The organism is Lysobacter sp. CA199, assembly GCF_052078715.1.
Taxonomy (GTDB): domain Bacteria; phylum Pseudomonadota; class Gammaproteobacteria; order Xanthomonadales; family Xanthomonadaceae; genus Lysobacter.
In genome coordinates this window covers 43,455-69,611 of sequence record NZ_JBQJIL010000017.1, presented here as the reverse complement: position 1 = coordinate 69,611, position 26,157 = coordinate 43,455, and the positions used below count along the sequence as shown (strand labels likewise).

At 65.6% G+C, this 26,157-nt stretch carries 22 protein-coding genes and 1 tRNA gene; 11 read left to right on the top strand and 12 right to left on the bottom strand.

Features of this window, described 5'->3' with window-relative positions:
* Positions 1-35: 35 nt before the first annotated feature.
* Positions 36-842, bottom strand: coding sequence for a glycosyltransferase family 2 protein (locus ACTOWJ_RS27075; RefSeq protein ID WP_441337739.1), 807 nt, complete (start codon positions 840-842; stop codon positions 36-38).
* Between the two features lie 107 nt (positions 843-949).
* Here ACTOWJ_RS27075 and ACTOWJ_RS27070 point away from each other — a divergent pair, with 107 nt between their 5' ends.
* A complete protein-coding gene (locus ACTOWJ_RS27070) occupies positions 950-1,828 on the top strand; it encodes a glycosyltransferase family 2 protein (RefSeq protein WP_441337738.1) in 879 nt (292 codons plus the stop codon).
* Positions 1,829-1,852: 24 nt separating this feature from the next.
* Here ACTOWJ_RS27070 and ACTOWJ_RS27065 read toward each other — a convergent pair whose 3' ends face one another.
* From ACTOWJ_RS27065 to ACTOWJ_RS27055, 3 genes are all read right to left on the bottom strand, one after another.
* The gene (locus tag ACTOWJ_RS27065; protein WP_441337737.1) at positions 1,853-3,376 is read right to left on the bottom strand and encodes a PH domain-containing protein; all 1,524 of its coding nucleotides are present in this window, start codon (positions 3,374-3,376) and stop codon (positions 1,853-1,855) included.
* Positions 3,373-4,023 (bottom strand): PH domain-containing protein, encoded by a 651-nt coding sequence (locus tag ACTOWJ_RS27060; protein WP_441337736.1) that lies wholly within the window; start codon positions 4,021-4,023, stop codon positions 3,373-3,375. Before ACTOWJ_RS27060 ends, ACTOWJ_RS27065 begins: the two co-directional genes overlap by 4 nt.
* 91 nt (positions 4,024-4,114) lie before the next feature.
* Entirely contained in the window at positions 4,115-5,050 is a 936-nt protein-coding gene (locus ACTOWJ_RS27055; RefSeq protein WP_441337735.1) for a lauroyl acyltransferase, read from the bottom strand.
* 133 nt (positions 5,051-5,183) lie between these two features.
* Here ACTOWJ_RS27055 and dtd point away from each other — a divergent pair, with 133 nt between their 5' ends.
* From dtd to ACTOWJ_RS27025, 6 genes are all read left to right on the top strand, one after another.
* Complete coding sequence (dtd, locus tag ACTOWJ_RS27050; RefSeq protein ID WP_441337734.1) at positions 5,184-5,624, top strand: D-aminoacyl-tRNA deacylase; 441 nt, start codon at positions 5,184-5,186, stop codon at positions 5,622-5,624.
* A gap of 94 nt (positions 5,625-5,718) precedes the next feature.
* Positions 5,719-7,584 carry an RNA polymerase sigma factor RpoD gene (gene rpoD / locus ACTOWJ_RS27045; RefSeq protein ID WP_441337733.1) on the top strand — a complete coding sequence of 622 codons (1,866 nt, stop codon included), beginning with the start codon at positions 5,719-5,721 and terminating at the stop codon, positions 7,582-7,584.
* A 217-nt stretch (positions 7,585-7,801) separates the two neighbouring features.
* Positions 7,802-8,281, top strand: a complete 480-nt coding sequence (locus ACTOWJ_RS27040) for a hypothetical protein (protein WP_441337732.1) — start codon at positions 7,802-7,804, stop codon at positions 8,279-8,281.
* A 1-nt stretch (position 8,282) separates the two neighbouring features.
* Positions 8,283-8,765: a hypothetical protein gene (locus tag ACTOWJ_RS27035; RefSeq protein ID WP_441337731.1), complete on the top strand. Its 483-nt coding sequence runs from the start codon at positions 8,283-8,285 to the stop codon at positions 8,763-8,765.
* An 82-nt stretch (positions 8,766-8,847) separates the two neighbouring features.
* Positions 8,848-9,342, top strand: coding sequence for a hypothetical protein (locus ACTOWJ_RS27030; protein WP_441337730.1), 495 nt, complete (start codon positions 8,848-8,850; stop codon positions 9,340-9,342).
* Positions 9,343-9,377: 35 nt separating this feature from the next.
* Positions 9,378-9,878 carry a hypothetical protein gene (locus ACTOWJ_RS27025; RefSeq protein ID WP_441337729.1) on the top strand — a complete coding sequence of 167 codons (501 nt, stop codon included), beginning with the start codon at positions 9,378-9,380 and terminating at the stop codon, positions 9,876-9,878.
* Positions 9,879-9,929: 51 nt separating this feature from the next.
* Here ACTOWJ_RS27025 and ACTOWJ_RS27020 read toward each other — a convergent pair whose 3' ends face one another.
* From ACTOWJ_RS27020 to ACTOWJ_RS27000, 5 genes are all read right to left on the bottom strand, one after another.
* On the bottom strand, positions 9,930-10,295 hold the full coding sequence (locus tag ACTOWJ_RS27020; RefSeq protein WP_441337728.1) for a SnoaL-like domain-containing protein: 366 nt from the start codon (positions 10,293-10,295) through the stop codon (positions 9,930-9,932).
* Positions 10,296-10,613: 318 nt separating this feature from the next.
* The gene (locus ACTOWJ_RS27015; RefSeq protein ID WP_441337727.1) at positions 10,614-11,828 is read right to left on the bottom strand and encodes an AGE family epimerase/isomerase; all 1,215 of its coding nucleotides are present in this window, start codon (positions 11,826-11,828) and stop codon (positions 10,614-10,616) included.
* A complete protein-coding gene (locus tag ACTOWJ_RS27010; protein ID WP_441337726.1) occupies positions 11,825-12,844 on the bottom strand; it encodes a carbohydrate kinase family protein in 1,020 nt (339 codons plus the stop codon). The genes ACTOWJ_RS27015 and ACTOWJ_RS27010 overlap by 4 nt, the downstream gene beginning before the upstream one ends.
* Positions 12,844-14,142, bottom strand: coding sequence for a sugar MFS transporter (locus tag ACTOWJ_RS27005; protein ID WP_441337725.1), 1,299 nt, complete (start codon positions 14,140-14,142; stop codon positions 12,844-12,846). Before ACTOWJ_RS27005 ends, ACTOWJ_RS27010 begins: the two co-directional genes overlap by 1 nt.
* Positions 14,139-15,191 carry a LacI family DNA-binding transcriptional regulator gene (locus ACTOWJ_RS27000; RefSeq protein WP_441337724.1) on the bottom strand — a complete coding sequence of 351 codons (1,053 nt, stop codon included), beginning with the start codon at positions 15,189-15,191 and terminating at the stop codon, positions 14,139-14,141. The genes ACTOWJ_RS27005 and ACTOWJ_RS27000 overlap by 4 nt, the downstream gene beginning before the upstream one ends.
* Positions 15,192-15,458: 267 nt before the next feature.
* On the opposite strand from ACTOWJ_RS27000, the gene ACTOWJ_RS26995 reads away from it, so the two are divergent.
* The gene (locus tag ACTOWJ_RS26995; protein ID WP_441337723.1) at positions 15,459-17,849 is read left to right on the top strand and encodes a GH92 family glycosyl hydrolase; all 2,391 of its coding nucleotides are present in this window, start codon (positions 15,459-15,461) and stop codon (positions 17,847-17,849) included.
* Positions 17,850-17,946: 97 nt separating this feature from the next.
* Here the strand turns inward: ACTOWJ_RS26995 and ACTOWJ_RS26990 are convergent, their stop codons facing one another.
* Positions 17,947-18,675 (bottom strand): hypothetical protein, encoded by a 729-nt coding sequence (locus ACTOWJ_RS26990; RefSeq protein ID WP_441337722.1) that lies wholly within the window; start codon positions 18,673-18,675, stop codon positions 17,947-17,949.
* Positions 18,676-18,704: 29 nt separating this feature from the next.
* Positions 18,705-19,739 (bottom strand): hypothetical protein, encoded by a 1,035-nt coding sequence (locus ACTOWJ_RS26985; RefSeq protein WP_441337721.1) that lies wholly within the window; start codon positions 19,737-19,739, stop codon positions 18,705-18,707.
* 308 nt (positions 19,740-20,047) lie between these two features.
* On the opposite strand from ACTOWJ_RS26985, the gene ACTOWJ_RS26980 reads away from it, so the two are divergent.
* Positions 20,048-20,123 (top strand) — tRNA-Ile (locus tag ACTOWJ_RS26980).
* A gap of 642 nt (positions 20,124-20,765) precedes the next feature.
* Here ACTOWJ_RS26980 and ACTOWJ_RS26975 read toward each other — a convergent pair.
* Positions 20,766-21,041, bottom strand: a complete 276-nt coding sequence (locus tag ACTOWJ_RS26975; protein WP_441337720.1) for a hypothetical protein — start codon at positions 21,039-21,041, stop codon at positions 20,766-20,768.
* 110 nt (positions 21,042-21,151) lie between these two features.
* On the opposite strand from ACTOWJ_RS26975, the gene ACTOWJ_RS26970 reads away from it, so the two are divergent.
* Complete coding sequence (locus ACTOWJ_RS26970) at positions 21,152-21,679, top strand: hypothetical protein (protein ID WP_441337719.1); 528 nt, start codon at positions 21,152-21,154, stop codon at positions 21,677-21,679.
* A gap of 14 nt (positions 21,680-21,693) precedes the next feature.
* Entirely contained in the window at positions 21,694-25,887 is a 4,194-nt protein-coding gene (locus ACTOWJ_RS26965; protein ID WP_441337718.1) for a peptidoglycan-binding protein, read from the top strand.
* Positions 25,888-26,157: the final 270 nt, after the last annotated feature.

The window sequence follows — 26,157 nt, the reverse complement described above, 5'->3', positions numbered from 1 at the left end:
CCAGGCCCGCGCCGGTCGCCGCGCGTCGCGCGCGTTCAGCGCCGCGGATGCTGACGCTGCAGCAGCCACAGCCGTATCGTTTTCTGACGCGCGGTGTACGCGGTGACGTAGGCGTAGATCAGCCCGGGCCAGCCGTCGAGAAAGCCGCCGCGCAACACATAGCCGCGCCAGAAGCGCCAGGCGGGCGACAGCACCAGCCGTCCCAGCGAGGCGCGCTGCCCGCGCGCGTGGGCGTGCTCGGCCATCATCTGCGCGTACTGCCGGCCCTTGGCCAACTGGTGTTCGAACGAGCGGAACGGCAGGTGCAGCAGATCGCCGTTCAAGGTCCCCACCGCGCCGTCGACGCTGGCGGTCTCGTGGATTTCGCGATCGCCGCGCCAGCCGCCGCGGCGACGGTCGAACAGGCGCAGCTTGCGATCCGGGTAGGCGTTGCCGTGCCGCAGATAGCGACCGAAATAGCTCGACAGCCGGGCGAATCGGTAACCGGCGGCGTCGGCGAAGCCGCGCTCGCGTTCGCGTTCGATCGAGGCGCGCAGCGCCGCGTCCACCCGTTCATCGGCGTCCAGGCACAGCACCCAGTCGTGCCGCGCCTGTTCGACCGCGAACTGTTTCTGACTGCGGAAGCCGTCGAAGGCCCGTGAAATGACCCGCGCGCCCATGCGCTCGGCGATCTGGCGGGTGAGATCGGTGGAATGCGAATCCACCACCACGATCTCGTCGCAGAACGCCAGCGAGGCCAGGCAGTCGCCGATGCGGTCGGCTTCGTTGTAGGCGATCACCGTGGCCGATAATGTGACGCGTGAGGTATGTTGCGATGAACTGGAGCGGTCCGGTAACTGCATCGTCGTATTGGGCCGTTAGTGTGATCGCGCCGTAGCAGGGGAGGTGTCGCGAGCCAGGGTGGCGCGGCGCCGTTGCGGCTTGATGTCCGTCATTAGGGGCCGTCGCCATGAACGCACCGCTCGCCGCGAGCGTGATATTCACAACTTACAACCAACCGGCGTGGTTGGAGAAGGTGCTGCTGGGCTTCGCCGCGCAGAATCGCCTGGATTTCGAGGTGTTGATCGCCGACGACGGCAGCGGCGACAGCACCCGCGAAGTGGTCGAGAGCCTGCGCCCGGACATGCCGGTGCCGATGCGCCACCTGTGGCAGCCCGACCTGGGTTTTCGCAAGTGCGAGGCGCTCAACATGGCCATCCGCGCCAGCCGCAGCGACTATCTGATCTTCACCGACGGCGACTGCATTGCGCGCGCGGATTTCGTCGACACCCACCTGCGTTTGCGCGAACCGGGCCGGTTCCTGTCCGGCGGTTATCACAAGCTGCCGATGCGCACGAGTCTGAGCATCGGCGCGGAGGACATCGCCAGCGGCCGTTGCTTCGACGTGGGCTGGTTGCGCCAGCACGGCATGCAGGCCTCGCGCCGAGACCTCAAGCTGAGCGCGGGTCCGCGGCTGGGCTGGTGGCTGGACCTGCTGAGCCCGGCGCGGGCGAGCTGGAACGGCCACGGCGCCTCGGGTTGGAAGCACGACATTCTCGCGATCAACGGCTTCGATGAGCGCATGCGTTACGGCGGCCAGGATCGCGAGTTCGGCGAACGCCTGGAGAACGCCGGCGTGCGCGGCAAGCGCATCCGCCATCGCGCCAGCGCCTTGCACCTGGATCATCCGCGCGGCTACGCCACCGACGAAAGCATCGCCTACAACCGGCGGTTGCGCGCGCAGACCCGGCTCGAGCGCCGCACCTGGACCGAATTCGGCATCGATCAACAACCCGCCGCGGCGCGACCGCCGCTGGTGTTGACCGGTTCGCCCGTGCCGGCGGGCTGAGACGTCGCCTGCAAGCCGCCGCGCTTACCAGCGCAGCGGCCGTTCGGCCAACGCCGCCGACAAGCGTTCGTAGATCCGCCGCGCTTCCGGCTCGGGCAGGAAGCGGATGCGCAAGGCCGGGCCCAGCGCGCCCGCGCCGGCGGTGTCCACCCACAAGGTCGCGGTGCCGCAGCGGCGGTCGATCGGCGAACGGGTGAGCTGCAGGGCCTGCAGCTTGTCGAGCTCGGCGAAGCGCCAGTAACGGCGCCACCAGCCCTCGCGCGTGGCGATGACTTCGGCGCCCAGGGCGTAGCCGATGCGCTGCGCCTGCCGGCGCGCCTTGAACGCCGCCCACGGCAGCCACAGCAGTGCCAGCAGGCTCCATCCGCCCAGGTGCCAGTGCAGCGCGAACGCCGCCAGCAGCGCCCACGGCACGTCCGGCAGGAACAGCCGCCACCACGCCGCCTCGGGCAGCCCGCGCCATTCCAGCGCATCCCAACCGGCGCGCGGCAGCAGGTGATCGATCAGGCCGGTGCAGGTCGCAGGCGGTGCGATCGGCGCCAATTCCTTGAGCGCCCGGCCTTCGTCGTGCCCGTCGCCGCCGACCGTGTCCACCGCCAGCCGGCGGCGCTTGAGCCATCGGTGCAGCAGGCCTTCCTCCAGGGTCCAGGCCTGGATCCGCCGGCGCGGCACGGTGGTGCGCCAACGTCCGAGCAGACCGCGCTCGGCGGTCAGCCGGCGCCCTTGTTCGCTCAGCTCGAATCCGTAGTAGCGCAGCAGGGCCAGGATCACCGACAAGGTCTTCAGGGCGACGGCGACGAAGGCGATCACGCCCACGGCCAGCATCGCGTAACCGGTGGTCTCCAGGTGATAGCCCTCGACCCGTCCGAACAACCAGCTCGCGCCGTGGCGCAACACCGGCTCAGGCACTCGGCCGTTGAAATCCGGCACGGCCTGCATCGCCGCGGCCAGGCCCGCGCCGACCAGCACCAGGCCACCGTTCGAAACCAGTCCCAGGCGCAGCACTTCAGCCGGCGACAACCGCAGCAGCGAGTCCACCGGTTCCTCGACCGCATCGGCCGGGGCATCGCCGCGCCGCCGCACCAGCGTTTCCAGGGCCAGCGCGTCGGCGAGCTTGAGCACCCGCATCTGCGCTTCGTGTTCCTTGCTGCCGGCCGATTCCAACCGCACCTCGGCCACGCCGAACAAGCGATGCAGCATGGTCTGCTGCACCGCCACGTTCTGGATGCGCACGAACGGAATCACCCGCAGGCTGCGGGTGAACAGTCCGCTGCGGATCACCAGGCCGTTGGCGCCGACGCCGTAGCGATAGGTCGCGTAGCGCCACAACGCGACCACCACCAGCACCGCCACGCCGACCAGCGACCACAGTTCGTTGCGGTCGCCGCGGCCGACGAACACCAGGATCAGCAGCGGCACGATGTACTGCTTGAGGTGCTGGATCAGCACGAACAACCACGACATCGGATGCAGGCGCCGGCCGGCGGCCGGTTCGTCCGCGGCCTGCGCGGCCGTCGCGGGCGGGCGCTCGAACTCGGACGCGCTCATCGGTCCTCGTCGTCCTCGTGATCGAGCTGGCGGCCCAGGCGTTCGCGCAGGCGTTGCGCGTCGTCGGCATCGAGATGATCGATCGCCACCGCGCTATGGCGGGTGCCGGCGGTATGCACCACCAGCGTGGCCAGCCGGCGCATGCGTTGCAGCGGGCCGTGCTTGAGATCCAGATGCTGCACCCGGGTCAGCGGCACCAGGGTTTCGCGCTGCCAGGCCACGCCGCGCCGCACCGCGAAGCCGTGCGCGTCGAGCCGCCACAAAGTGTTGCGATAACGGCGGAAGCCGATCCACATGCCGATGCCGGCGCCGAACAGGGCGCCGCTCAAACCGCTGGCCAAGGCCGCGGGCTTGCCGATCAGCAGCACGCCGAGGATGGTCGCGGCGCTGGCGAACACCAGCGCCAGCGCCAGGCTGATGTCGATGGTGCACAAGGGAATGGCGCGCGCCGGCAGGCGTTGCCAATCGTCGTTGCGCGGTTCGGCAGCGGCCGCCGCCGGGGGGGCCGCGTCGGGCGCGGCAACCTCGCTCGGCGCGGTGGGCGCGACCGGCGTGGTCGGCTGCGGCATCGCGCCGGATGCCGGATCGGACGCCGGAGCGTGCGCCGGATCGGATGCGGTGGAGTCTGCGGGCGGGATTTGCGTCATCGTGCGGCCGGAACCAGGGGCGTGGGGCAGTGTAGCCGCGCGCGACACGACGGAACTGCGCTGCGTGTGTAATGAACGTGCCGTGCGCGGCTCAATGCCGGTCGGTTTCGATCGAGCGGTACGGGTTGTCCTTGCCGTCGCCGGAAGGCCGCAGCGTGTAGCGCTTGTACGTCCACTGGTACTGCGCCGGATCGCGCCGTGCGATGCGTTCCACCGCGGCATTGAGCGCCGCGCAGGCGCGCCGCGGATCTGGGTCGGCGATGCCCTCCGGCGCGGCTTCGATGCGCAGCGCGAAGCCGGGTTCGCCGACATGGCTGTCGATGCGCTCGCAATAGGCGAACAGCACCGTCGCGCCGGTGCGTTCGGCCAGGCGGCCGAGCAGGGTCATGGTCAGCGCCGGCACGCCGAAGAACGGCGCGAACTCGCCGTCGCCGGCCTTGGGCTGCTGATCTGGCAGGATGCCGACCACGCCGCCGGTGCTCAGACGCTTCCACAACTGGCGCACGGCGGCGCCCTCGGCGCGCACCTGGGTCACCCGCTGCGCGTCGGAGTCGGCGCGGACCAGGTTCAAGAACGCCTCGCCGACCGCCGAATCCGGCGGCCGGTACAGGATCGCCAGCGGGGTGCGCCAGGCCAGCCACTGGTTCAGCAGCTCCCAATTGCCGTAGTGCGGCGCGGCCACGATCAGGCCCTTGCCCGCGGCCAAGGCCGCGTCGAACAGCTCGGTTCCATGCTGCTCTCTGAGCAGAAGCAGATTCTCCGCGTGCGGCCGGGTCCACAGCCGCAAGGTTTCCACCGCCTGGCGCGCCGTGGTGCGCACGATCGCGCGCTGCCATTGCTCGCGTTCGGCCGGCAACAGTTCGGGGTAGGCCAGGCTCAGGTTGACCCGCGCGACCCGGGCTTCGCGGCCGTCGCGGCGCTGCCAGACCGTGGCGACGGCGTCGCCCAGCCGACGCTGCCACGCATCGGGCAGGCGGCCGATCAGGCCGGCGAAAAAGTACAGCACACGGGCGGCGAATCGGGTCATGCAGCGAGTGTAGCCGCTGCGTATTCCGGGCCGCCGCGCCCGAGCCGGCCGGAGCGATGACGTTGGCCCACAGAAGCCTGCGCGATGCAGGCTTTACACTGGCGTTCCCCCTCCAGATCGACGGCAGCGACGCATGCTCAGCCTCATCCAGCGCGTGACCCGGGCCAGCGTGGCGGTCGACGGCGAAACCGTCGGCGCGATCGGCCCCGGTCTGCTGGCCCTGGTCGGGGTTGAACCCGGCGACGGCGAACCCCAAATCGCGCGCATGGCCGAACGGCTGCTCGGATACCGTGTATTTGCCGATGAGGCCGGTCGCATGAACCGCGGCCTGGCCGATACCGGCGGCGGGCTGCTGTTGGTCAGCCAGTTCACCCTGGCGGCCGACACCAGCAGCGGCATGCGTCCGGGCTTCAGTACGGCCGCGGTCCTGGGCCTGGCTGAACCGCTATTCAACCGTTTGGTCGAAACCTGCCGACAACGTCACGCCCCAGGGGTGGAAACCGGTCGGTTCGGCGCCCATATGGTCGTCAGCCTGGTCAACGACGGCCCGGTCACCTTTCTCCTCCGGTCCTGATCCGACCGCCGCCCTGCCGCGTAGTCCCGGCCGGGCCGCCCGGACCTGATATACTGGAGCGTTCCCTACCCTCAATAGCGCGGTGGCGCAGCCCATGGCCAACGAACGTCAGCCCCCTCCGTCCGATATCAAGCTCCTGATCAGCAAGGGCTTGGAGCAGGGCTATCTGACCTATGCCGAGGTCAACGATCACCTGCCCGACGATCTCGTCGACGCGGAACAGATCGAAGACATCATCGGCATGATCAACGGCATGGGCATCGAGGTGCACGAAGTTGCCCCCGATGCCGAAACGCTGCTGCTCGCCGACGGCAATACCGGTAACCGCGAAGTCGACGATACCGCCGCTGAAGAAGCAGCGGCCGCGTTGACCGCACTCGACGGCGAAGGCGGCCGAACCACCGACCCGGTGCGCATGTACATGCGCGAAATGGGCACGGTGGAACTGCTGACCCGCGAAGGCGAAATCGCCATCGCCAAGCGCATCGAAGAAGGCCTCAATCAGGTCCAGGCTTCGCTCGCTCTGTTCCCGGCGACCATCCAGCTGATCCTGGACGATTACGAAACCCACAAGGGCGGCAAGAAGCGTCTTGCCGAGATCGTGGTCGGCTTCAACGATCACCTCGACGAAGAACCCGAACCGCCGGCGCCGCCGGTGGTGGTGGCCGACGCCGATGCCGAAGCGGACGACGACGAAGAAGTCGAAGCCGCCGGCGACGATGCCGATGCGGAAGAAGTCACCTCGGGCCCGGATCCGGTCGAAGTGGCGTCGCGCATGGAAACCATCGCCGACCTGCACGGCAAGTTCCTCAAGGCCGGCGCCAAGAACGGTGCGGGCCACAAGACCGTCACCAAGCTGCGCGAAGAAATCGCCGCAGTGTTCATCACCTTGAAGCTGCCGCTGGCCCTGACCGATTCGCTGGTGCGCAACCTGCGCGAGGTGGTCGGCAAGATCAAGGACCACGAGCGCAAGATCCTCGATCTGACGACCCGCGTCGCCAAGATGCCGCGCAAGGACTTCATCCGCGCCTGGGAAGGCAACCAGACCAATCTGGAGTGGGTGGACGAGCTGCTCAAGCGCAAGCAGAAGTGGTCCTCGGGCCTGCGCGACGTCAAGGATCAGATCATCGCCGAGCAACAGGCCACGATCGAAATCGAACAAGCCTCGCTGCTGACCTTGAACGACATCAAGGAAATCAGCCGCGCGATGGCCTACGGCGAAGCCAAGGCGCGCAAGGCCAAGAAGGAAATGGTCGAGGCCAACCTGCGTCTGGTGATCTCCATCGCCAAGAAGTACACCAACCGCGGCCTGCAGTTCCTCGACCTCATCCAGGAAGGCAACATCGGCCTGATGAAGGCCGTGGACAAGTTCGAATTCCGCCGCGGCTTCAAGTTCTCGACCTACGCCACCTGGTGGATCCGTCAGGCCATCACCCGTTCGATCGCCGATCAGGCCCGCACCATCCGTATTCCGGTGCACATGATCGAAACGATCAACAAGCTCAACCGCATCTCGCGCCAGATGTTGCAGCAGTACGGTCGCGAGGCCACGCCGGAAGAGTTGGCGAAAGAAATGGACATGCCGGAGGACAAGATCCGGAAAGTCATGAAGATCGCCAAGGAGCCCATCTCGATGGAGACTCCGATCGGCGACGACGAGGACTCGCATCTGGGCGACTTCATCGAGGACACCAACGTGGAGTCCCCGGTGGAAGCGACCACCAACATCAACCTCTCCGAGACGGTCCGCGACGTGCTCGCTGGCCTGACCCCGCGCGAGGCCAAGGTGTTGCGTATGCGTTTCGGCATCGACATGAACACCGATCACACGCTGGAAGAAGTCGGCAAGCAGTTCGACGTGACCCGCGAGCGCATCCGTCAGATCGAAGCCAAGGCGCTGCGCAAGCTGCGTCATCCGAGCCGCTCGGAACAGCTGCGCAGCTTCCTCGATATCGATTGATCCCGCGCAGGCGATAAGCAACAAGAAACAGGCCCCGGAAACGGGGCCTGTTTCGTTTTGGGGATTGGGTTACGCTCTATGAGGAACCGGCAGCGGCGAACTACGGACGCTTGATGGATCGGCCGTTCGCCGATGCCGCGCCAGCATAGCGATCCTGTTCGCGGAGGATGTCATGGAGCAGACGAGTCCTTGTCACGCATCGTCTTACGCACCGCCGATGCCGGCCGCGCCGGTAGTGGACCGAGCGTCCGATCCCGCGCGCGCTTGGTTCAGCGTCAAGGCGATCGTGGTCGCCAGCCTGTTTGCGCCGCTCATGGGCGGCGTGTTGATGATCGCCGTGAATTACCTTGCGCAGCAGCGCAGAGTGCTTGCTGTGTGCACGGCGGTGCTGGCCTTCGTGGTGCTCGGTCCGTTGCTGTGGGCAATCGCCTACACCGTGCGTGTCCTGGGCTACAACCATTCGCCCGCCGCGGCGACGTCGGGCATCGTATCGTGCGTGCTGCTCGCGCCGTTGATCGTGTGGGCGCTGGCCTGTTGGGCGCAGGGCCCGGAAATAGCGGATCGGCTCAGATGGGGATTGCCCATGCGTTCGGGGTCGAGTTGTATGCTCGCGATCGCGGCGGGGTGGGCGCTGCTCATTCTCGACTTGGCGTTGCTGATCGGGGCGCTGCGCTTTTTCCGCATGAGCGGAGGCTGAGATGGCGAATACGCAGAGGACCGCAAGCGCAGACCCGCAGGACCGGCGTCTGTTCGGTTGGTGGGCCATCGCCGTCGCCAGTGTGTTCGCCGGGCTCATGGCCGGCGCATGGATGCTCGCGTGCAACTACGCGGCCCTGGGGCGCCGTCGCGCGGCCTGGCTGACCGGGGTGGCGGCCGTGCTGGTGGTCGGCCCGGCAGGCGTGTACGCGATGCTCATGTGTTTCCTCTTGAGCCTGGATTACTTCGGCGGCGACGGCGGCCTGGCCTGCGCCGCGTTCTTGCTCGCCCAGCCGCTGCTGGCGCTGGCATGGGCGGCACTGGCGCAAGGCGGTGCGATCAAGGCGCGTTTGGCCGCTGGGTTGCCGATGCGGTCGGGCTGGCATGCGGTAGCGATCGTGCTGGCGATCTGGGCGCTGGCGGTGTTGGTCTGTGCGGTGTTGTGGGCGGCGTTCGGTACGTATTTTCTGACCGGGCCCGACTGAAGTCTTGCCGATGGCCGGTCGGGCGACACGATCGGCCGGAGCGATGCATGATCGATGCGGGTCAAACAGGAGTTCCATTGCGATGAGCGCACCTGAGCTTTCTCCATCGTCGGTCGCGCGGGGCGAGGCATCGCCCGATCCGGGCCGGCCGTTGTTCGGCCTGATCGCCATTGCCGTTGTCAGCATCCTCGGCAGTGTCCTCGCGGCCATTTGGCTGATGTCGATGAACTACGCGGCGTTGCGTCAACACGGCGCGGCCTGGGTGTTGCGGTTGGTGGTCGTGCCTGTGGTGGCGTTCGCCGCGATCCATGCCTTCGGCTACGCGGTCAACTCGCAGGGGGCATCGCGGGTCACCGTGGTGCTGACCTACCTGGTGATCCTGCCGGCGGCCGCGTATCTGTTCGCCGACTGGGCGCAAGGCGGGGCGATCCGGGCGCGCGCCGCCGCCGGTTTGCCGGCGCGGCCGCTGTGGCAGGCGGTGTTGGTCGCGTTGGCGTTCGTGGCGCTCGCGTTCGTGTTTCCCTTGATCTTGCTGCTGATGTTCACGGTGGTCGGCTTGGTCGAGGCGTCGGTGTGAGCGGTCCAACGCCCGATACCACGGAGGCCAAACCGGTGACCGATGTCGATCCGTATCGCCCACCGGGGGTGGGTATCCGGCGGCCCGATGGCGCCGATGAGGAGCTCGCCTTGTTCGGCCTGCCCGCGATCGCTCTGGCTACTGCGATAGGCAGCGTTTTTGCCGGCACAGTGCTGATCGCGTTGAACTACACCGCGCAGAAGCGGCGGGGCCTGGGATGGGTGGTGGCCTTGCTGTTTGGCCCCTTGCTGACGACAGTGGCGTTGAGTGCGTTGCTGATCGGCTCGCGAATCTTACACATCGCGCCGATGACGTTGCTGGTGGGAGTCTGGCTGGCGCAGCCGCCGGTGATGACGGCGCTCGCCGCGCTGCTGCAAGGGGCCGCGATCAAACAGCGTAGGCGGGCCGGCCGGCGGATGGCACCGAACGCGCTTGCCTTCGTGATCGCGATGGTGCTGTTGCCGGTGCTTGCGCTGTTCGCCGCACCGGCCAGTGCGATCTTGGCGGGCGTGATCTCGCGTGCGTTGACCGATTGACGCCGCGGGATCGCGCCTGCGATCCCGCGCGTCGATCACGCGCCAGCCGCTTCAGCCGTAGAAAAACTGTTCGTGCACGATCTTGCCGTTTTCCACCCGGTACACCGCGACTTCCGCCACGGCCATGCGGCCCCGGCTCTTGTAGGTCGCGTCGATGCCCATGGCCAGGGTGAACCAGTTGCCGCCGACCACCGCGTCGCTGCACCAACTGTCGTGCAGTTCGGCGATGTCGTCCTGGAATACGCGGCCCTTCTCGCGGATCGCATCGGCGCCGGTGACGTTGCCGAGCGGGCCGGTATCGAAGCCGGCGGCTTCGACGCTGACCGCGTCGTCGGCGTAGAGCTCGTCGGTGATCTGCTTGTGCTTGCCTTCTCGGCACAGCGCGACGTAACGATCGGCGATTTGCTGGATGTCCATGCGGATGCTCCGTGGGAGGAGCGGCCAGGATAGGCGGATGTGCGTTGGCGTTCCGTCAGCGGCAGTTGGCGTCGGCAAGCATTCCGACGAGCGGGAGATGAAGGCCCCTCGTAGGAGCGGCGCAAGCCGCGACCGCGAAACCACGCTTACGGCGTATGTGCGGTTTCGCGGTCGCGGCTTGCGCCGCTCCTACGAGGGGGCTTCGAGTTTTGCGGAGCTAGCGCTCGAAATTTCGGGGTTTAGGTGGTTTGCGCTTGCGTGCGTCGCTTCGGTTGGTCGCGGCTTGCGCCGCTCCTACAGGGGGATTTCAAGCAGGGCTCAGGTTTCGCGCAGCAGGCGCATCACTTCGTAGCATGCGCCCATGGTGTGGTAATCGGTCTTGCCGGCCGGGCTCTTCTCGTCGCTGTACTTGCCGTTGCGCCGGTCGAGGATGCGGTACCAGGCGCCGTAGCGGTGGTCGACCATGTGCTGCCAGGCGTAGGCCCACAGTTTGTCGTACCACTGCCAGTACAAGTTCTCGCCGGTGCGCGCGCCGAGCAGGGCCGCGGTCGCCAGCGATTCGGCCTGGACCCAGAAGTACTTGTCGTCGTCGCAGACCGATCCGTCCGGGGCGAAGCCGTAGACCAGTCCGCCGAATTCGCCGTCCCACGAACGCGCGACCGCCACGTCGAACAGATGCCGTGCGGTCGGCACCAGCCAGCCCGGCGCATCGCCGCGCGCGGACAGGTGACGGTCGAGAATCAGCAGCAGCTTCGCCCATTCGGTCTGATGGCCGGGCTGAAAGCCCCAAGGGCGGAACAGATGCTTGGGATCGTCGCGGTGGTAATCCCAGTCGATGTTCCAATCGCGGTCGTAGTGTTCCCACACCAGTCCCTCGGCCTTGGCCGCCTGGCGCTGGGTCATGTTGTGCGCCAACGTCAACGCGCGATCGAGGTAGCGCGCTTGGCCGCTGGCCTCGAACGCCGCCAGCATCGCCTCGCACATGTGCATGTTGGCGTTCTGGCCGCGATAGTCGGTGAAGTTCCAGTCGGCGTCGGCTTCGTCGCGGTACAGGCCGTGCGGGGCTTCCCAGAAACGCGTTTCCAGCAGCTCCCAGATTTCGTCCATCCACGCCGCGGCCTCATCGATGCCGGCCTTGAGCGCGGTGGAGTAGGCCAGCAGCACGAAGGCGCCGCCGTAGCAGTGGTTCATGCGATCTTCGGGCGCGCCGTCGCGGATCGTCCAGGCGTAGCCGCCGGTGTCAGGGTTGCGGTGTTTCTCGCGCAGATAGCGCAGGCCGTGGCGCGCGCGTTCGCGGTAGTCCTCGCGGCCGAACTCGATCGCCGCCATCGCATAGTTGAAGACGAAGCGTGTGCTGCTGACCAAATGACGATGCGATGCATCGTAGACCGAGCCGTCGTCGCGAAAGTAGTGGAAGAACCCGCCGTTCGCGTCGAGCGCGACCGGATCGTAGAACGCCATCGTGTCCTGGATATGCGCGCGCAGCACGTCGGCATCGCGGAAGTCGGGCAGCGGGTGCAACGGTAGATTCATGATTGTTCCTGCATCAGTCGTTCAACGTCGGCCGCGCTGGGCATCGCCGCGAACGCGCCGTGACGGGTGGTGGCCAGCGCGCCGGCGGCGGCGGCATAGCGCAGCGCGCCGACCAGGTCGTCGTCGCGCTGCAGGAAGTCGGAGAAGTTGGATGCGTCCACGCCCAGGTCGGCGAGACGCTGCAACAGGCCGCCGACGAAGGCGTCGCCCGCGCCGGTGGTGTCGCTGGGCGCGACCTTGAACGTCGGCGCTTCGCCGTGTCGGGTGCGGGTGTGCCAGCGGATCGGGGTGGCGCCGTCGGTGATGAGCACGCATCGCGCGTAGCCGTGCCACAGACGTTGCAGCGCCGCTTCCTCGCCGCCGAGGTGGCGGGCCAGGAATTCGAATTCGCTGCCGCACAGTTTGATCAGGTCCGCTTCGAGCAGCGCGGCCAACAGCCGCGGCGCGGGGTCGACGTCGGACGGCCACAGCGACGGCCGCAGGTTCATGTCCATGCTGACCAGTGCGCCGGCCATGCGCGCGCGGCGCATGCCGGCCAGCGTGGTCGCGGCGATCGCTTCTTCGGTCAGGCTGTTGGAGCACACGTGGAACACGCCGGCGTCGGCGAAGCTGTCGGCGCGGAAATCCGAATCGCGGAACAGCAGGTCGGCCGCCGGCGGGCGATAGAAACTGAAGCTGCGTTCGCCGTCGCCGTCGAGCGAGACGAAGGCCAACGCGGTCTTGGCCTGCGCCGTGCGCAGGATATGCCGGGTGTCCACGCCGTAGCGATCGAACTGCTCGGCGATGAAGTCGCCGAACATGTCTTCGCCGAGCATGCCCAGAAAGCGCGCATTGCCGCCCAACCGCGCGGCCGCGACCGCGACGTTGGCCGGCGCGCCGCCGGCGTACTCGACGAAGTGACGCGGCTCGCCCGAGGCGCCGCCGGGACGGGCGAGAAAATCGATCAGCGCTTCGCCGAAGCAGACGATGGCGGGATTAGGGCCCGCGGAGGGCGAAGCCGACGGTGCAACGGACATCAATGCATTACTCCTGAAGCTTGCGCGCTGGAGTGCTGGCCCTGGCCGGCGCGGATGCGCGCGCCGCTCAGGCCGTACCAGACGATGAAGGCGTAGCAGATCAACGGAATCACGAACGAGTGCTGGATGCCGATGCGATCCGACAGCGCGCCCTGCAACAGCGGAACCACCGCGCCGCCGACGATGCCCATGATCAGCAGGCTGGAGGCCTTGCTGGTCATCGGCCCCAAGCCTTCGATGGCGATGGTGAAGATGGTCGGGAACATGATCGAGTTGAACAAGCCGATCGCCAGCACCGTCCACATCGCGATCGTGCCCTTGGTGCCCATGGTCAGCGCCAGCAGCACGATCACCACGATCGCCGCCAGCGCCAGCAGACGGCGCGCGTCGAAGCGCTGCAACAGCGCCGCGCCGATGAAGCGGCCGACCATCGCGCCGCCCCAGTAATAAGCCAGGTGTTCGGCGGCCACCGCGTGGCTGATGTTGCCGATCTCCGGCGCGGAGATGTAGTTGATCAGGAAGCTGCCGATGGACACCTCGGCGCCGACGTAGACGAAGATCGCGATCACGCCGAACAACAGATGCTTCTGGCTCAGCACCTCGCCGAAGCTGTGATGCACCGGGTCGGCGCTCTCGGTGGCTTCCTTGAGCGAGGGAATGCGCATGGCGTAGACGAACACCGCCAGCAGCAGCAAGCCGCCGGCGATGATCATGTACGGCATCTGCACCGCGGCGGCTTCGTGGGCGCGATAGGCGGCCTGTTCGGCGACCGACTTGGCGGCCAGATCGGCCGCGCTGAGCACCGCGCCGGACAGGATCAACGGGCCGATCACGTACGGAAACACTGTGGTGCCCAGCGAGTTCAACGCCTGCGCCAGATTCAAGCGGCTCGGCGCGCCGGCCGGATCGCCGAGCAGGCTGATGTAGGGATTGGCCGAGACCTGCAGCAGGGTGATGCCGCTGGCGAGCACGAACAGCGCGCCCAGGAACAACGGATACGAGGGAATGCGCGCGGCCGGGAAGAACATCGCCGCGCCGATCGCGGCCACGATCAGGCCGATCACGATGCTGTTCTTGTAGCCGAACTTCGCCACCACCTTGCTGGCCGGCAGCGACATCAGGAAGTAGGCGCCGAAGAAGGTCGACTGGATCAGCATCGACTGCGCGTAGTTCATGTTGAACACGGCTTTGAGATGCGGGATCAGCACGTCGTTGAGACTGGTCAGGCCGCCCCAGGTGAAGAAGATGATGGTCACCACCGCCAGCGCGGCGGTGTAGGACATGTCGCGACGACTCATGCGGACTCTCCGGACGGCGGAACGAGCACCTCGCTGCTGCTGCGTGCCTGCAGCCGGACGGGGGCGATGGTGTGGGCGGGCGCCAATTCGGGTTCGCGCAGACGCTTGAGGATCAGTTCGGCGGCCTGGCGGCCGCGCGCGCGCGGATCGACCGCGATCGTGGTCAGGGTGGGCGAGGCGACCGAGGCTTCGGGAATGTCGTCGAAGCCGACCACGGCGAAATCGCCGCCGGCGCGGCGTCCGCGCGCGACCAAGCCCGCCATCAGGCCCAGCGCGACCGCGTCGTTGTAGCAGACCGCCGCGGTCGGCGCGGGATCGCGCACGAACAACGCGCCGGTCTGCTGCGCGGCCTCAAGACGCGTGGGCGCGCATTCCACCAGCCACTGCGGTTCGGGTTCGATCCCGGCTTCGGCAAGCGCTTCGCGGTAACCCTGGCGGCGTTGCCGGCACGAGGAGGAATCACGATGGCCGCCGAAGAACGCGATGCGGCGATGGCCGCGATCGAGCAGATGACGCGTGGCCAGGCGCGCGCCGTGGGTGTTGTCGAGGGCGAGGAAATCCCAGGCGGTGCCGTCGAGCTCGCGGTTGAACACCAGCACCGGCGTGCGTTCGCCGACCTGCTGGCGCACCCGCGCGCCGTCGCTGCCTTCGGCGGGCGAGAGAATGATGCCGGCCGGGTCGTGTTCCATCAGCGAGGTCAGCACCGCCTGCTGGCGTTCCACCGACTCGTTGGTGCTGCCCAGCAGGGTGACGAAGCCGGCCGTAGCCAGCCATTCGTCCACACCCGCGGCGAATTCGGCGAAGAACGGGTTGGACAGGTCGTTGATGACCAGGGCAACGCCGGTCGACACCTTGCGGCGCAGGTTGGCCGCGCCGCGGTGGTAGACGTAGCCTTGGCGCTTGAGTTCGGCCTCGACCCGGGCGCGGGTGTCGGAATGGACCAGCGGGCTGCCGCGCAGCACCAGCGAAACCGTCGCGCGCGACAGGCCGCAGGCGCGGGCGATGTCGGCCAGGGTGACCCGGCCTCGGGGGGCGGGCGCGTCGTTCATCTATGGCACCTCGCAAACGGTGGACGTTCGGGACTCATGGCGGGCCGGGCTCGGAAGCTTTTGGATCGTTCTAAATGCCGTCATCCTGCGGCTTAAGCCCTGTCCCCGCATTCTGCAATGCAGCATGAACGCGGCCTGGGCGCGTGTTAGCTTGCCTGTATTTAGAACGATCTAAAAGTGGCTGTCCCGTCGGCACCCGTGCTGATCGGTGCGCCTGTGCCCAGTTCCCCGCCTTCCCCCAGTTTTGTACCAGACGGAGTGCCTCGGATGACCCTGCCGACCCAGTCCAGCTCCTCCCGTTCCGCGACCCGCGTCCGGCCCTGGCTGCGCCGACTGTGCGCCCTGGCCCTCGCCGCCTGCGCCTGGAACGCGGTCGCCGCCTCGGCCGGCGATGCCGGCCAGCGCGCCTTCGAGGCGGTCGACCCGTTCATCGGCACCGGCGGCGAAGGCCACACCTTTCCCGGCGCGACCGTGCCCTTCGGCATGATCCAGCTCAGCCCCGATACCGAGATCAAGCCGCGCAAGGAGGCCTACGGCTGGGCCGCCGGCTACCGTTACAGCGACAGCAGCATCGTCGGTTTCTCGCATACCCACTTCTCCGGCACCGGCCATTCCGATCTGGGCGACGTGCTGCTGATGCCGATCGCCGGTGAGGTCAAGCTCGATCGCGGTGATTCCAAGATCGCGCGCAGCGGTTACCGCTCCGCGTTCCGCCACGACGATGAAGTCGCGCAGCCCGGTTACTACGCCGTCACTCTCGACGACTACAAGATCCGCGCCGAACTCACCGCGAGCGAGCGCGTCGGCGTGCACCGTTACCGCTACCCGCAAGGCCAGGCCGCGCACGTGCTGATCGACCTGCGCACCAGCCTGTACGACTACCCCGGCAAGATCCTGTGGTCGCGACTGCGCCTGCGCGCGGACGGCACCGTCACCGGTTTTCGCGAAACCCGCGGCTGGGCGCCGGGGCGTCAGCTGTATTTCGCGATGCGTTTCTCGCGCCCGGTCAGCGGCCACAGCTTCAACGACACCGAAGCCGACGTGCTCTACAAGGGCTTTCCGCCGCCGGGCGAAAAAGATCCGACCCGGCGCGCGCAGATCGAAGGCCGACAGATCGTCGGCAGCTTCGATTTCAAGGATGCGCCGGGCAAGGAACTGATCGTCAAAATGTCGATCTCGCCGGTCAGCGAAGACAACGCGATCGCCAATCTCGATGCGGAAGTACCCGGTTTCGATTTCGATGGCGTGCGCGCCAAGGCGCGCGAGACCTGGTCGCAGGCGCTGTCGGCGATCGACGCCGATGCGCCCGCGCCGATGCGCAAGAGCTTCTACACCGCGCTGTATCACACGCTGATGGGACCGAGTCTGTTCATGGACAGCGACGGCCGTTATCGCGGCCCCGACAACGCCGTGCATCAGGCCCAGGGCTTCCGCTATCACTCCACGTTCTCGCTGTGGGACACCTACCGCGCGCTGCATCCGCTGCTGACCCTGGTCCAGCCGGAACAACGCAACAACGATTTCGTCAATTCGCTGCTCGCCTCGCGCCGCCACAGCCCCTACGGCATCCTGCCGGTGTGGGCGTTTCATGGCCAAGAGACCTGGTGCATGGTCGGCTACCACGCCGTGCCGGTGATCGCCGACGCCTACATGAAAGGCATCCGCGGCTACGACACCGCCGAAGCGCTCGACGCGATGGTCGCCAGCGCCAGCTACGGCCCTTACGACGGCATCGCCCAGTACATGGAACTGGGTTACGTGCCGATCGACGAAGAAGGCGAGGCGGCATCGAAGACGCTGGAGTACGCGTTCGACGATTGGACGATCTCGCGCGTGGCCGCGGATATGGGGCGTAAAGACATCGCTGCGCAATTTTCCAAGCGAGCGGGAAATTGGAAACATGCGTTCGACGCGTCGAGTGGCTTCATGCGCGCGCGCAAGCGCGACGGCAGCTTCCGCGAACCCTTCGATCCCACCGCCAGCGGTTACGGGACCGATTACACCGAAGGCAACGCCTGGCAGTACTCGTGGTACGTACCGCAGGACGTCGCCGGCCTGACGAAAGCGCTCGGCGGCGACGCCAAGCTGGTCGAGAAACTCGATCAGGTGTTCGACGCCAAGGTCGATCCGAAAATCTTCGAACACATGGAAGACATCACCGGCCTGATCGGCTGGTACGCGCACGGCAACGAACCCAGCCACCATGTCGCTTATCTGTACGGCTACGCCGGCCAACCCTGGCGCACCCAGGAACGGCTCAAGCAGATCATGGCCAGCCAGTACGCGCCACGTCCCGACGGCCTGGCCGGCAACGACGACCTCGGCCAGATGTCGGCCTGGTATGTGTTTACTTCACTGGGTTTCTATCCGGTCGCGCCGGTCAGCAACGAGTACGCGATCGGCCGCCCGTTCCTGCCGCGCGCCACGCTCAATCTGCCCAACGGCAAGCGCTTCAGCGTGATCGCCGACGGCCTGGACGAAGCCCACACCTACATCGGCTCAGCGACGCTCAACGGCCAGCCGTTGAATCGCAGCTTCCTACGGCATGAGGAAATCGTCGCCGGCGGCGAACTTCGGTTCGTCATGCAGGCGCAGCCGAACAAGCAATGGGCCAGCGATCCGAAGCTGCGGCCTTATTCGATGAGCATGGGTCGATGAGCACGCGTCGATGAGAGGCGCTTCGAAGAGCGGCGTTCGCTAATGGCGCCGCGTCGCAACGCACGGGACTCGCGCCGGCTCAGCGCCGTGCGTGGGTCTAATGCGATGTCGGCCGCGGATGGAACCAGTCGATGCTGATCAGGCGAATTTCGCCGGCGGCTTCCTGCACCAGGCCCAAGCGTCCCGACGGCGAATCCGGCGCGGGGAAATAAGACACGCTGCGCAGCGGCAGGCGGGAATCCAGCAACAGCCGCGCGGCGCCGAAACGGCCGGCGGCATCGCGCGAGAACGCGTACAGCTTCGACGCCGAAGCCTCACGCCACAGGCCGACGAATTCGCCCGCCTGCGTCCCGAGCGCGCCGGCTTCCACGCGAGTGGCCATCACGAACTCGCCGGCCGGCGCCTCGGGGTGCGCCTGTTGCGGGCCGATGGCGAACAAGGCGCGATAGGCCGCGGCATCGTCGCCGGCCGGATGCGGCTGTCCGTCTTCGCCCAGCCGCAGCGCCACCGCGCCGGACAAGTACAAATCCGCCATGCGAAAGGCCTGGAGCTCACGCGCGCAAGCCCCTTGCAAGCGCGAAACATCGCCGAGCTTGAGTTGATCCTTCGCGGCCAAGCTCAGACTGTCGCGCGCGCCCGCGGCATCGCCAGAGCTCAGGCGCAGTTCGCGCAGGGCTGGTGCACCGGCGGAGCACGTGGCACTGGAGGTTTGCTCGCCCGCGTCGGCGCGCGCCGCAGTGGCGCGTTCGCCGGACGCGCACGCCGGCAGGCAAAGGACCGCGGCCACCCCCAGCACGCAGGCGAGGCGCGGCGTTCTGATCGACATGCGGATTCGTCCTGGCCGATCCATCGCCATCACCGCCTCGGCGCGGGCGCGCCTTCGCCTTTCTGCGGCCCTTCGTCGCCCGGTTGCGGCGGGGCCGGCGTGTCGAAGCTGGGGATATCGGCGCTGTAGCCGCCCTGGGTCGGCGCGGTCGGACCGGTCGCCGGCAGAATGGACAGACCGCCGCGATGGGCGATGCCGCGCGCCACATCGTTGGCCAGGCGCTCGTTGGTTTCGTTCTCCTCGTGCGTCAGCGTGTCGTCGCGATGGACATCCGTGTTGGTCTCACGCCCGGCCACCGTCATATGGCCGATTTCGTGCAGGACCAGATAGTTCATCCCGCCGGGAACCCGGCTGTACTTGGTGAGATTGTCGATGTTGTAGCCGATCTGCGGATCGCCGCCGTTGTAATCGGCCTCGCCGCGAGCGGATTTGTTGCGATATTCGTTGTACCCGGTGTGATGGAGGGTGAACTGGGTTTTCGACCACATGTCGCGCAGTTCCTCGCCGCTGACCGTGCGGCCGTCGGCCAAGGTCATGCGAGCCTCATTGGGAATGCCGTTGATGGTGCGGGTCACGTCCCGGATCGAGGCATTGAGCGCGTCGACCGCACGTTGCTCATCGGCGTCCAGCGCGCGACCGACGTTCACGTTAACTGTCGGCGCCGTCACGCTGTCTGCAGGTGCAGGTGCAGGTGCAGGTGCAGGTGAGGACGTCGGTGCGGGCGCAGGTGTCGGCGTCGATGCCGGTGCCCTGGTCTGGGCCGGCGCCTGCGCGACCGTCGCACCCTTGCCGAGCGCGGCGTACTGTGCATTGAGCTCGGCGATCGGCGGCGCCGGCGTATTCAAGCCCACCATCGCGCCGAACCCGGGCACCGTGCCGACCGCGACGATGCGTTCATCGTGCACCTGCGCCCGCTGCAGCCTGTCCGGCCCCAGGATCCCGTTCTGCAACGCGCGCAGCGTGATCTCCGCGGTCTTGTCCTCGGGCACCCCGGGCAACTGCTCGCGCATCGAGGCATACAAGGGATGATTGGCGATCACATCGTCGGTGCGGATCGTGGCCATGAGAAAGTCCTTTATCTCCGATATGGAACTGGACATCGGCGAGGGTGCCGATGAAGCCTGCCGTGGCCGACCGCGCCACCGCTCAAAGTGAGGCCTGATCGATCATAGGACCGCCTTCGGCGAGGCGGCAATCGAGATCGGATGGGCGGTCGGGGCGAAGATGCGTCCGACGGCGGCCCGCGGCGGAGACGAGGCCGCAGCCTGACGATATACTTCCGCGTCTTCGATCCGGGACGCTCAGACCTCTCCGGAGACGCACCCGGCGGCTGTCCCAGCCATGCCGGCGGCGGATCGCACCGCAGCTTTGCGGGCCTATAGCTCAACGGTTAGAGCAGAGGACTCATAATCCTTTGGTTCCAGGTTCGAATCCTGGTGGGCCCACCACTCCTTGCAGAAGCGCGTTTATCTCCCCCTCCGCAGGTTGAGAAAATCCCCTTATTTTCGAGGGTTTCCGCGTAAGCCGTGGTTTCGGAGAGCAGGCGAAAAACGCGATTTGGCGAAAAATTCGCCACCCAGTCCTCTCTCTTCTCCCTACCTGTGGTCTCGGAACCAAAGGCCCATTTTTTTGGGTCTTGTAAATCAATGAGTTACCCGTGGACTTTTTTGCGAGTTTTTCGGCGATCAACAGGTCAACAAAAGCGTAAAACTCGCCTTCGAAACCAGGGGCGCGGGGATGGAGAGTCGTCAAGTTCAATAACGGAAGCAGTTCCGCGGATACCGCAATGGATTGCCAGATGGCACTGAAAGAGCTGACCGGAATCCGACGTAAGCGCGATCGCGTCGCCTGAGCCGATGTCACACTCGCGCCGTGGCGTGCCGGAACGTTTCCACAGAAACCAGCGGGCGGCCTTGACTCCTGCTCGGCACCCGGTACAAGCTGCACTTAGTTTCATCTATTCCTCGGACGCACCCAACGTAGGTGCTCCCGCCTGACCCAATCCTTGACTAGCCCCTGTAGCGGGCATCCAGGTACTTACCGCGCATGACGTGCGGTGAGAGTGTTTACACGGGTCCAACACGGACAGTTCATGCGCCATCCCTGCTGCCGACCTCCTGCCAGTTTGCACCGCCCCAGTCCTGGGCGCGGAAGCGCGTTCCCGCGCCTACGAGCGGCAGCGCTTGGAGACGATCGATGCTGAAAAAGATTTTCTCGATCTTGTATGTGGGTACGGCGTGCCTATTGATGCCGTTGACCATCTGGAAATTCGACTGGCCACTGGGGATCATCCTCGCCTTCGGCGCTGCAATCGTTGTCATGCCGATATTTGCATTGGCACTCTTATTGCTTTCGACGCGCGGCATGAACAATCCGTGGCAGTAGCAGATTCAACCCCTTCCCGATTACCCACAGTATCGTCGCGTCAACGAGCCTCTTGTGTCTCTTGCAGCATTTTCCCCTAAGGACTTTAAGCATGAACACCCAAGCACCGAGCAATTCATCCCCAATGCCCTGGCCGTTGACCTTCGACTCCTTCTCGTTCGGGTCGCGGGTCTACAACACCCTTCGGTGCAGCATCCTATTCAATAACTATCAATTCGCGCTCGACGATGAACTCGACGTTCCTTCTGGGGAGCCCCGTTCGGCCGATTGGAAGGACCATTGGACCGCTTCGCACAACGTATTTTTCGACGATGCGGCGCCCGGCTCTGTCGAAGTCCGGTGGATGCCGCTGGACGGCGTCGAACGCACCGCTGAAATTGACCTTATCGAAGAGGTCGTGCCGAATCGAATTGTGCACCACAACGTCTCAAAGGCCGAGGTCAACGAGGATTGGGCGCGCTTCGACAAGGTTCATCCGGAGCTTCTTATGGAGGTCAACGATCGAGTCATCACGATCTACATGAAAGCGCGCATCCTCACCAATTCCTCCCGAGACCCCGAGCGACCGAACCTCAGAAGTCGCAACGAATTGGTGCAGGTCTGGTCCAAGACGTACTAAGGGAGCGCTAAGACATGGGAGGTCAGAAGAAACAAGTTGTCCATCTTGCTGAAGATGGTCTACCGATTGAAGATGTTTCGCATTTCGAAGCAAACGCTGATCGGCTAGCCAGCTACGACAGAGCTGCCGATGACCTGTACAAGTTCAAGGTCCCCGCCCTCTTTAGTACCAACGATCCTCATTCGCACCTTTTGGTCGGGTTGATGGACGGAACGGGAAATGATGTAAACCAGGACCCACTTCACGCTACCAGCGTTGCGCGCTTCGATGCCCAGATCCAGAAGCTCAAGCGTTCTGGCATTGACAGAATCGACGTTGAGTACATCGCTGGGGCAGGTACACAGACGAACCTTCCGGCATTCGTCTATGACTCGGCTCGCGGAAGTACCAGCCTCGATCGTGCAGAGCGAATGTATGACCGTCTCGTAACGCGTGCGCAAGATATCTACGAAAAAGACCCGCATGCGAAGCTGGCCATCCATCTAGAGGGATTTAGTCGCGGTGCAAGTCAGGTGCCTCTACTCGCACGGATGATTCATGATCGCGGCATTCCGGATCTTAGCCGGCCGGAATACGTGCGTGACGAACGAGGAGTGCCAACGCGGTCATATCCACACTTCCATCAGGAACCAGGGCTTACTCCGATGTCGGTTGGGCTCTACGATCCCGTGCCTACCGGGGTGATGGAAAGGTTTGATCGAAGACTTCCGCCATCCGTCGTGTCGGGGTTTCAGATCAACGCTGCTGACGAGAAACGAAACAAGTTTCCTGTCGACCGGATCATTCCGGAGGGGGCATCACAAGATGGTCGATTCCTGAGTGTGACTGTGGCGGGCGCTCACTCGAATATTGGCGGAAGCTATCTGCGAAACGGGCTTGGTACCAGAAGTCAGAACTTGATGACGGACTACCACAACGCTCTTTTCAGCGAACCGTTGCTGCATCGCCTTCCCGAGTCCTATGACCCTCGTCTCAATGTCGTGCACCGCTCTGAGGAAGGAAGCGTCTTTAAGTACATGGGCCATGCCGCCCGAGATACTCCTGAAGGTGAAGTTCGTGTCCTGGTTCCGGACTACTCGCGGGCCACTCCAGCCGTCACTCCGGCCGGGCAAGTGGTGCATACACCCGTCCACATGCCTGAAGAGCTTGGTGAAGATGTGGCACAAATCACTGAGCGCACACGCCCTGTTGTTCGTTCACTCCCAACCCAGATGGCTGCGCCGCCGGCCGAAGAGGCGATGGCGGACTTGCTGAAGAAGGCTGACGTCGAGGTCAGACCTTACCAGGCTCCCACGCAGATAAGTCCCGGTGCGAAGGTGCTAGCAGCGGCCGGCGTCGCCGGCATTGCAGCGAGTTTGGTGGACGCTAAGGCAAGCGCGGACCGCGTCAGCACACTGCTCTCACAAGACAGTCCACTGGCCGCGCAATCGGAACTGACGCACTACGCCGCGCGCGGCACTGGCGGCTGGATAGGTGGTGCCTCTGCCGGTTTGGTTGCCACCGCGGCTGCGACCGGGCCCGGAGTCGTGGGCTTCATTGTGATCGGCGGTGCAGCCGTAGCCGGCGCGCATGTGGGCGAGCATGTCGCTGAAGTTCTGGATAGTTATAAGACCTTCAAGCAGACCGTCGATGGCGTCAAATGGGAATCCAACGGGCGGCAATGGGTCCGACCGGATTTGGGCGACATGCTCGATGATGGCAAGAACAATCCCATCAAGCAGTCGTTCTCTGCCGATCCGGAAACGGCGGAAAAACTCAATTACAAGGCCAGCAACGTCGCGACGGAACTGGCGATGAGGAAGCTGGAACCGCCGCGCAATCCGTACTCCCAGCCTGCTGCCGAAGGCGATCCAGTGAGTCAGCAGCGGGCGGATTGGGAACGTGATGCGCAAACTGGCGCATGGAGCCGTCGAGTAGTCGAAGGTTACGAGCAACGTGGCGTTCCGATGATCCAAATGTATACCGCCAGTGCCGAGCGTGCGGCCGAGTTGGATAGCGCATCGCAACAGGTGATCCGCGACAACATCGCCAATGGTCCGGTGCCCATGGCGGCTCGCTATCAGATGGTGCACCGGAGCGAAGGCTGGGAACGGTTCGGGGTCATGCCGCCCTCCATTCAATCGGCGCTCTCGGATGACTCGCTAACCGCTTCGGACGGGAAGCTGTATCGCCGCATGGCGGATGGGCAGTGGCAGCGCAACGGTGAGTCCGTGGTGGCTTCCGGGAGTTTGCGTCAGGAATTGGAAAGCACGCGCGCGGTGCTGCAACCGCAGTTGGCTCAGCACGAGCAACAAGTCGCGGCGATTCCGAATCGGCAGCCACCGACCTTGGAGGACATTGAGCGTAAGGACTTGTTGGCGACCCACAACGTCCACAACGTCAATGCAACTCCAGAGCAGTTGGAGGCGACGCTTGAGGCGGTGAGGCGTACCCAGCAGGAATATGGCGTAGCTCCGCTGGCGACATCGCTGCACTTGGGGCTCAACACTGCGAGCGGCAAATTTGATATCAACAGCCCGATCGAGCACGTCGGTCGCGGCGCCGACGGTGCGAACCGTGTCGTTGCCGTCACGAGCGCACTGGAAGTGCAAATGGCGATGCTCGACTTGCGATCGCCACCTCCCGCAACGCCGGAGGCACCGGAGCTGCGGATCGCGAACTTGTCTCCGCAACAGCAAGCAGCCTTGGAGCAGGTCGTTCGCGAAGCGAATCGGTTAGGGCTGAAGCGCGATGATGTTCAGGCCTCAGCGTTGCAAGCGGTGGCCGGTGCGGCGGATGGGGAACCCGAAATTGTCATAGGCGCAATTGATGCAGATCGAGTGCGACCGCAGCCCAAGCCCGAGGCGGCACGCGAACCCGATGCGCCATCGCCCGCGCCAGTCAAGGCCGTGGCGGCCGAGGTGCCGTTGGAAAAGCCAAAGGATCTGCAGCCCGGGCAGGATGCCGAAGCAATGCGGACGCCAACCGAGCCGTTGGGCGTCGCGCAGCGAACCGCCACCGCCCCTCCGATCGATCCTATGACTGCGCCGCCCGTTCGCGATGCGCAAAACGGCCGTACGTTGGACGAACCGGAACCGCCCTCAGCACCGAAACAAGCCGAGCCAGCGCCGGTCGCAGTGGCGCCGGCCGAACCGGTTAGGCCGGACGTACTCATTGCCAAGCCGCCAGAACAGCAGGTGCCCGCGATACAGCCGGCGCCAGACGCGTCGGCGCCAACGCCTCCCCAGGCCGCTCCTCGCGTCGCCCCGGTCGCAGCCGAGGCCACGCCTACGCCGGGCACGCCCACTCCGACGCCTTCCCAGCCTACCCCTCAAGTCGTGCCGGTGGCGGTGGAAGCCGAACCTGCCCCGGATGATGGAACCTTGCGCCGCGGTGACCACGGGCAGGACGTCGAGATGCTGCAGTACCGCTTGCAGCGGGTCGGCTATGGTGGAACAGACGACGCACCCCTACAGCGGAACGGTCAGTTCGACGCAGCGACCGAGCAAGCCGTGCGCCAGTTACAACGCGACAATGGTCTGCCGGAGACGGGGAGCGTTGACCCCGAGACGGTCCATGCGCTTGCAGTTGTGCAGCGGGCGAAGATCGAATCGCAGAAGGTCGACAAAACCGCCGTACAAGCCCCCGCTGCCGAGACGGCCACGAAACCTGCCGAACTAGCGGCCGTGGCCAACGACGAGCGCACTGCCGAAACTACTACGGCATCTTTGACTTCCCCTCTAGCCGACGCGCGCCCGATCGAGACCAGCCGTCGAGTCGAGCCTTCGGCTGCGCCCAGCGAAGCGCACTCGAAGGAGCGACAACCACACTATGCGCAAGTTGGCGACAGTGCGACACCAGCCCCGGCAATGGTTGCACAGGATCTGGCGCGCATGCCTCCTGCTGACCAAGCCATGTTCGCGAAGATTCGCGCGGGTGCGCCCGGGCACGTTTCAGATGAAACGGTGGCGGCGGCGATGCTCTCGGCCAAGCGCGACAATATCCACGATGCAGGTAGCATCGCGCAGGTGGGCGTCGCTAACGGCAAGCTGTGGGTCGGCTCAACCACGCCCGGCTTTCATGGTGCGGTGTCGCTCTCAGAACAGCCGCCCGCGATACAGGACACCCTGCGCGAGACGCAGGCGGTCAATCAGCAACGCGAGCAGCAGCTGGCGCAGGAGACATCACAACGGAATCCGGATGACCCGAGCCGAGGACCGTCACGGTAATCGGAGGGGCGGATGAGTACGACCACCGGACCGCACATGGTCTACCTGCTCGCAGACCAGCGACGCGGTCCGTATGTCGTCGGCGTCGGCGGCCTAATCTCAGAGGTGCTGCAAGAAGTTAAACGGACTCATTTTAGGCGTACAGCGGTCGCCAACGACCCCGGTCTGGCGGCCTTCTGTCTAGTGTGGTTAGAACGAACGCAAACGCATGCCGCCGCCTGCGAACGAGCGGCGGAGATCCGGCGCTGGCCCCATCGTTGGCAACGTCGC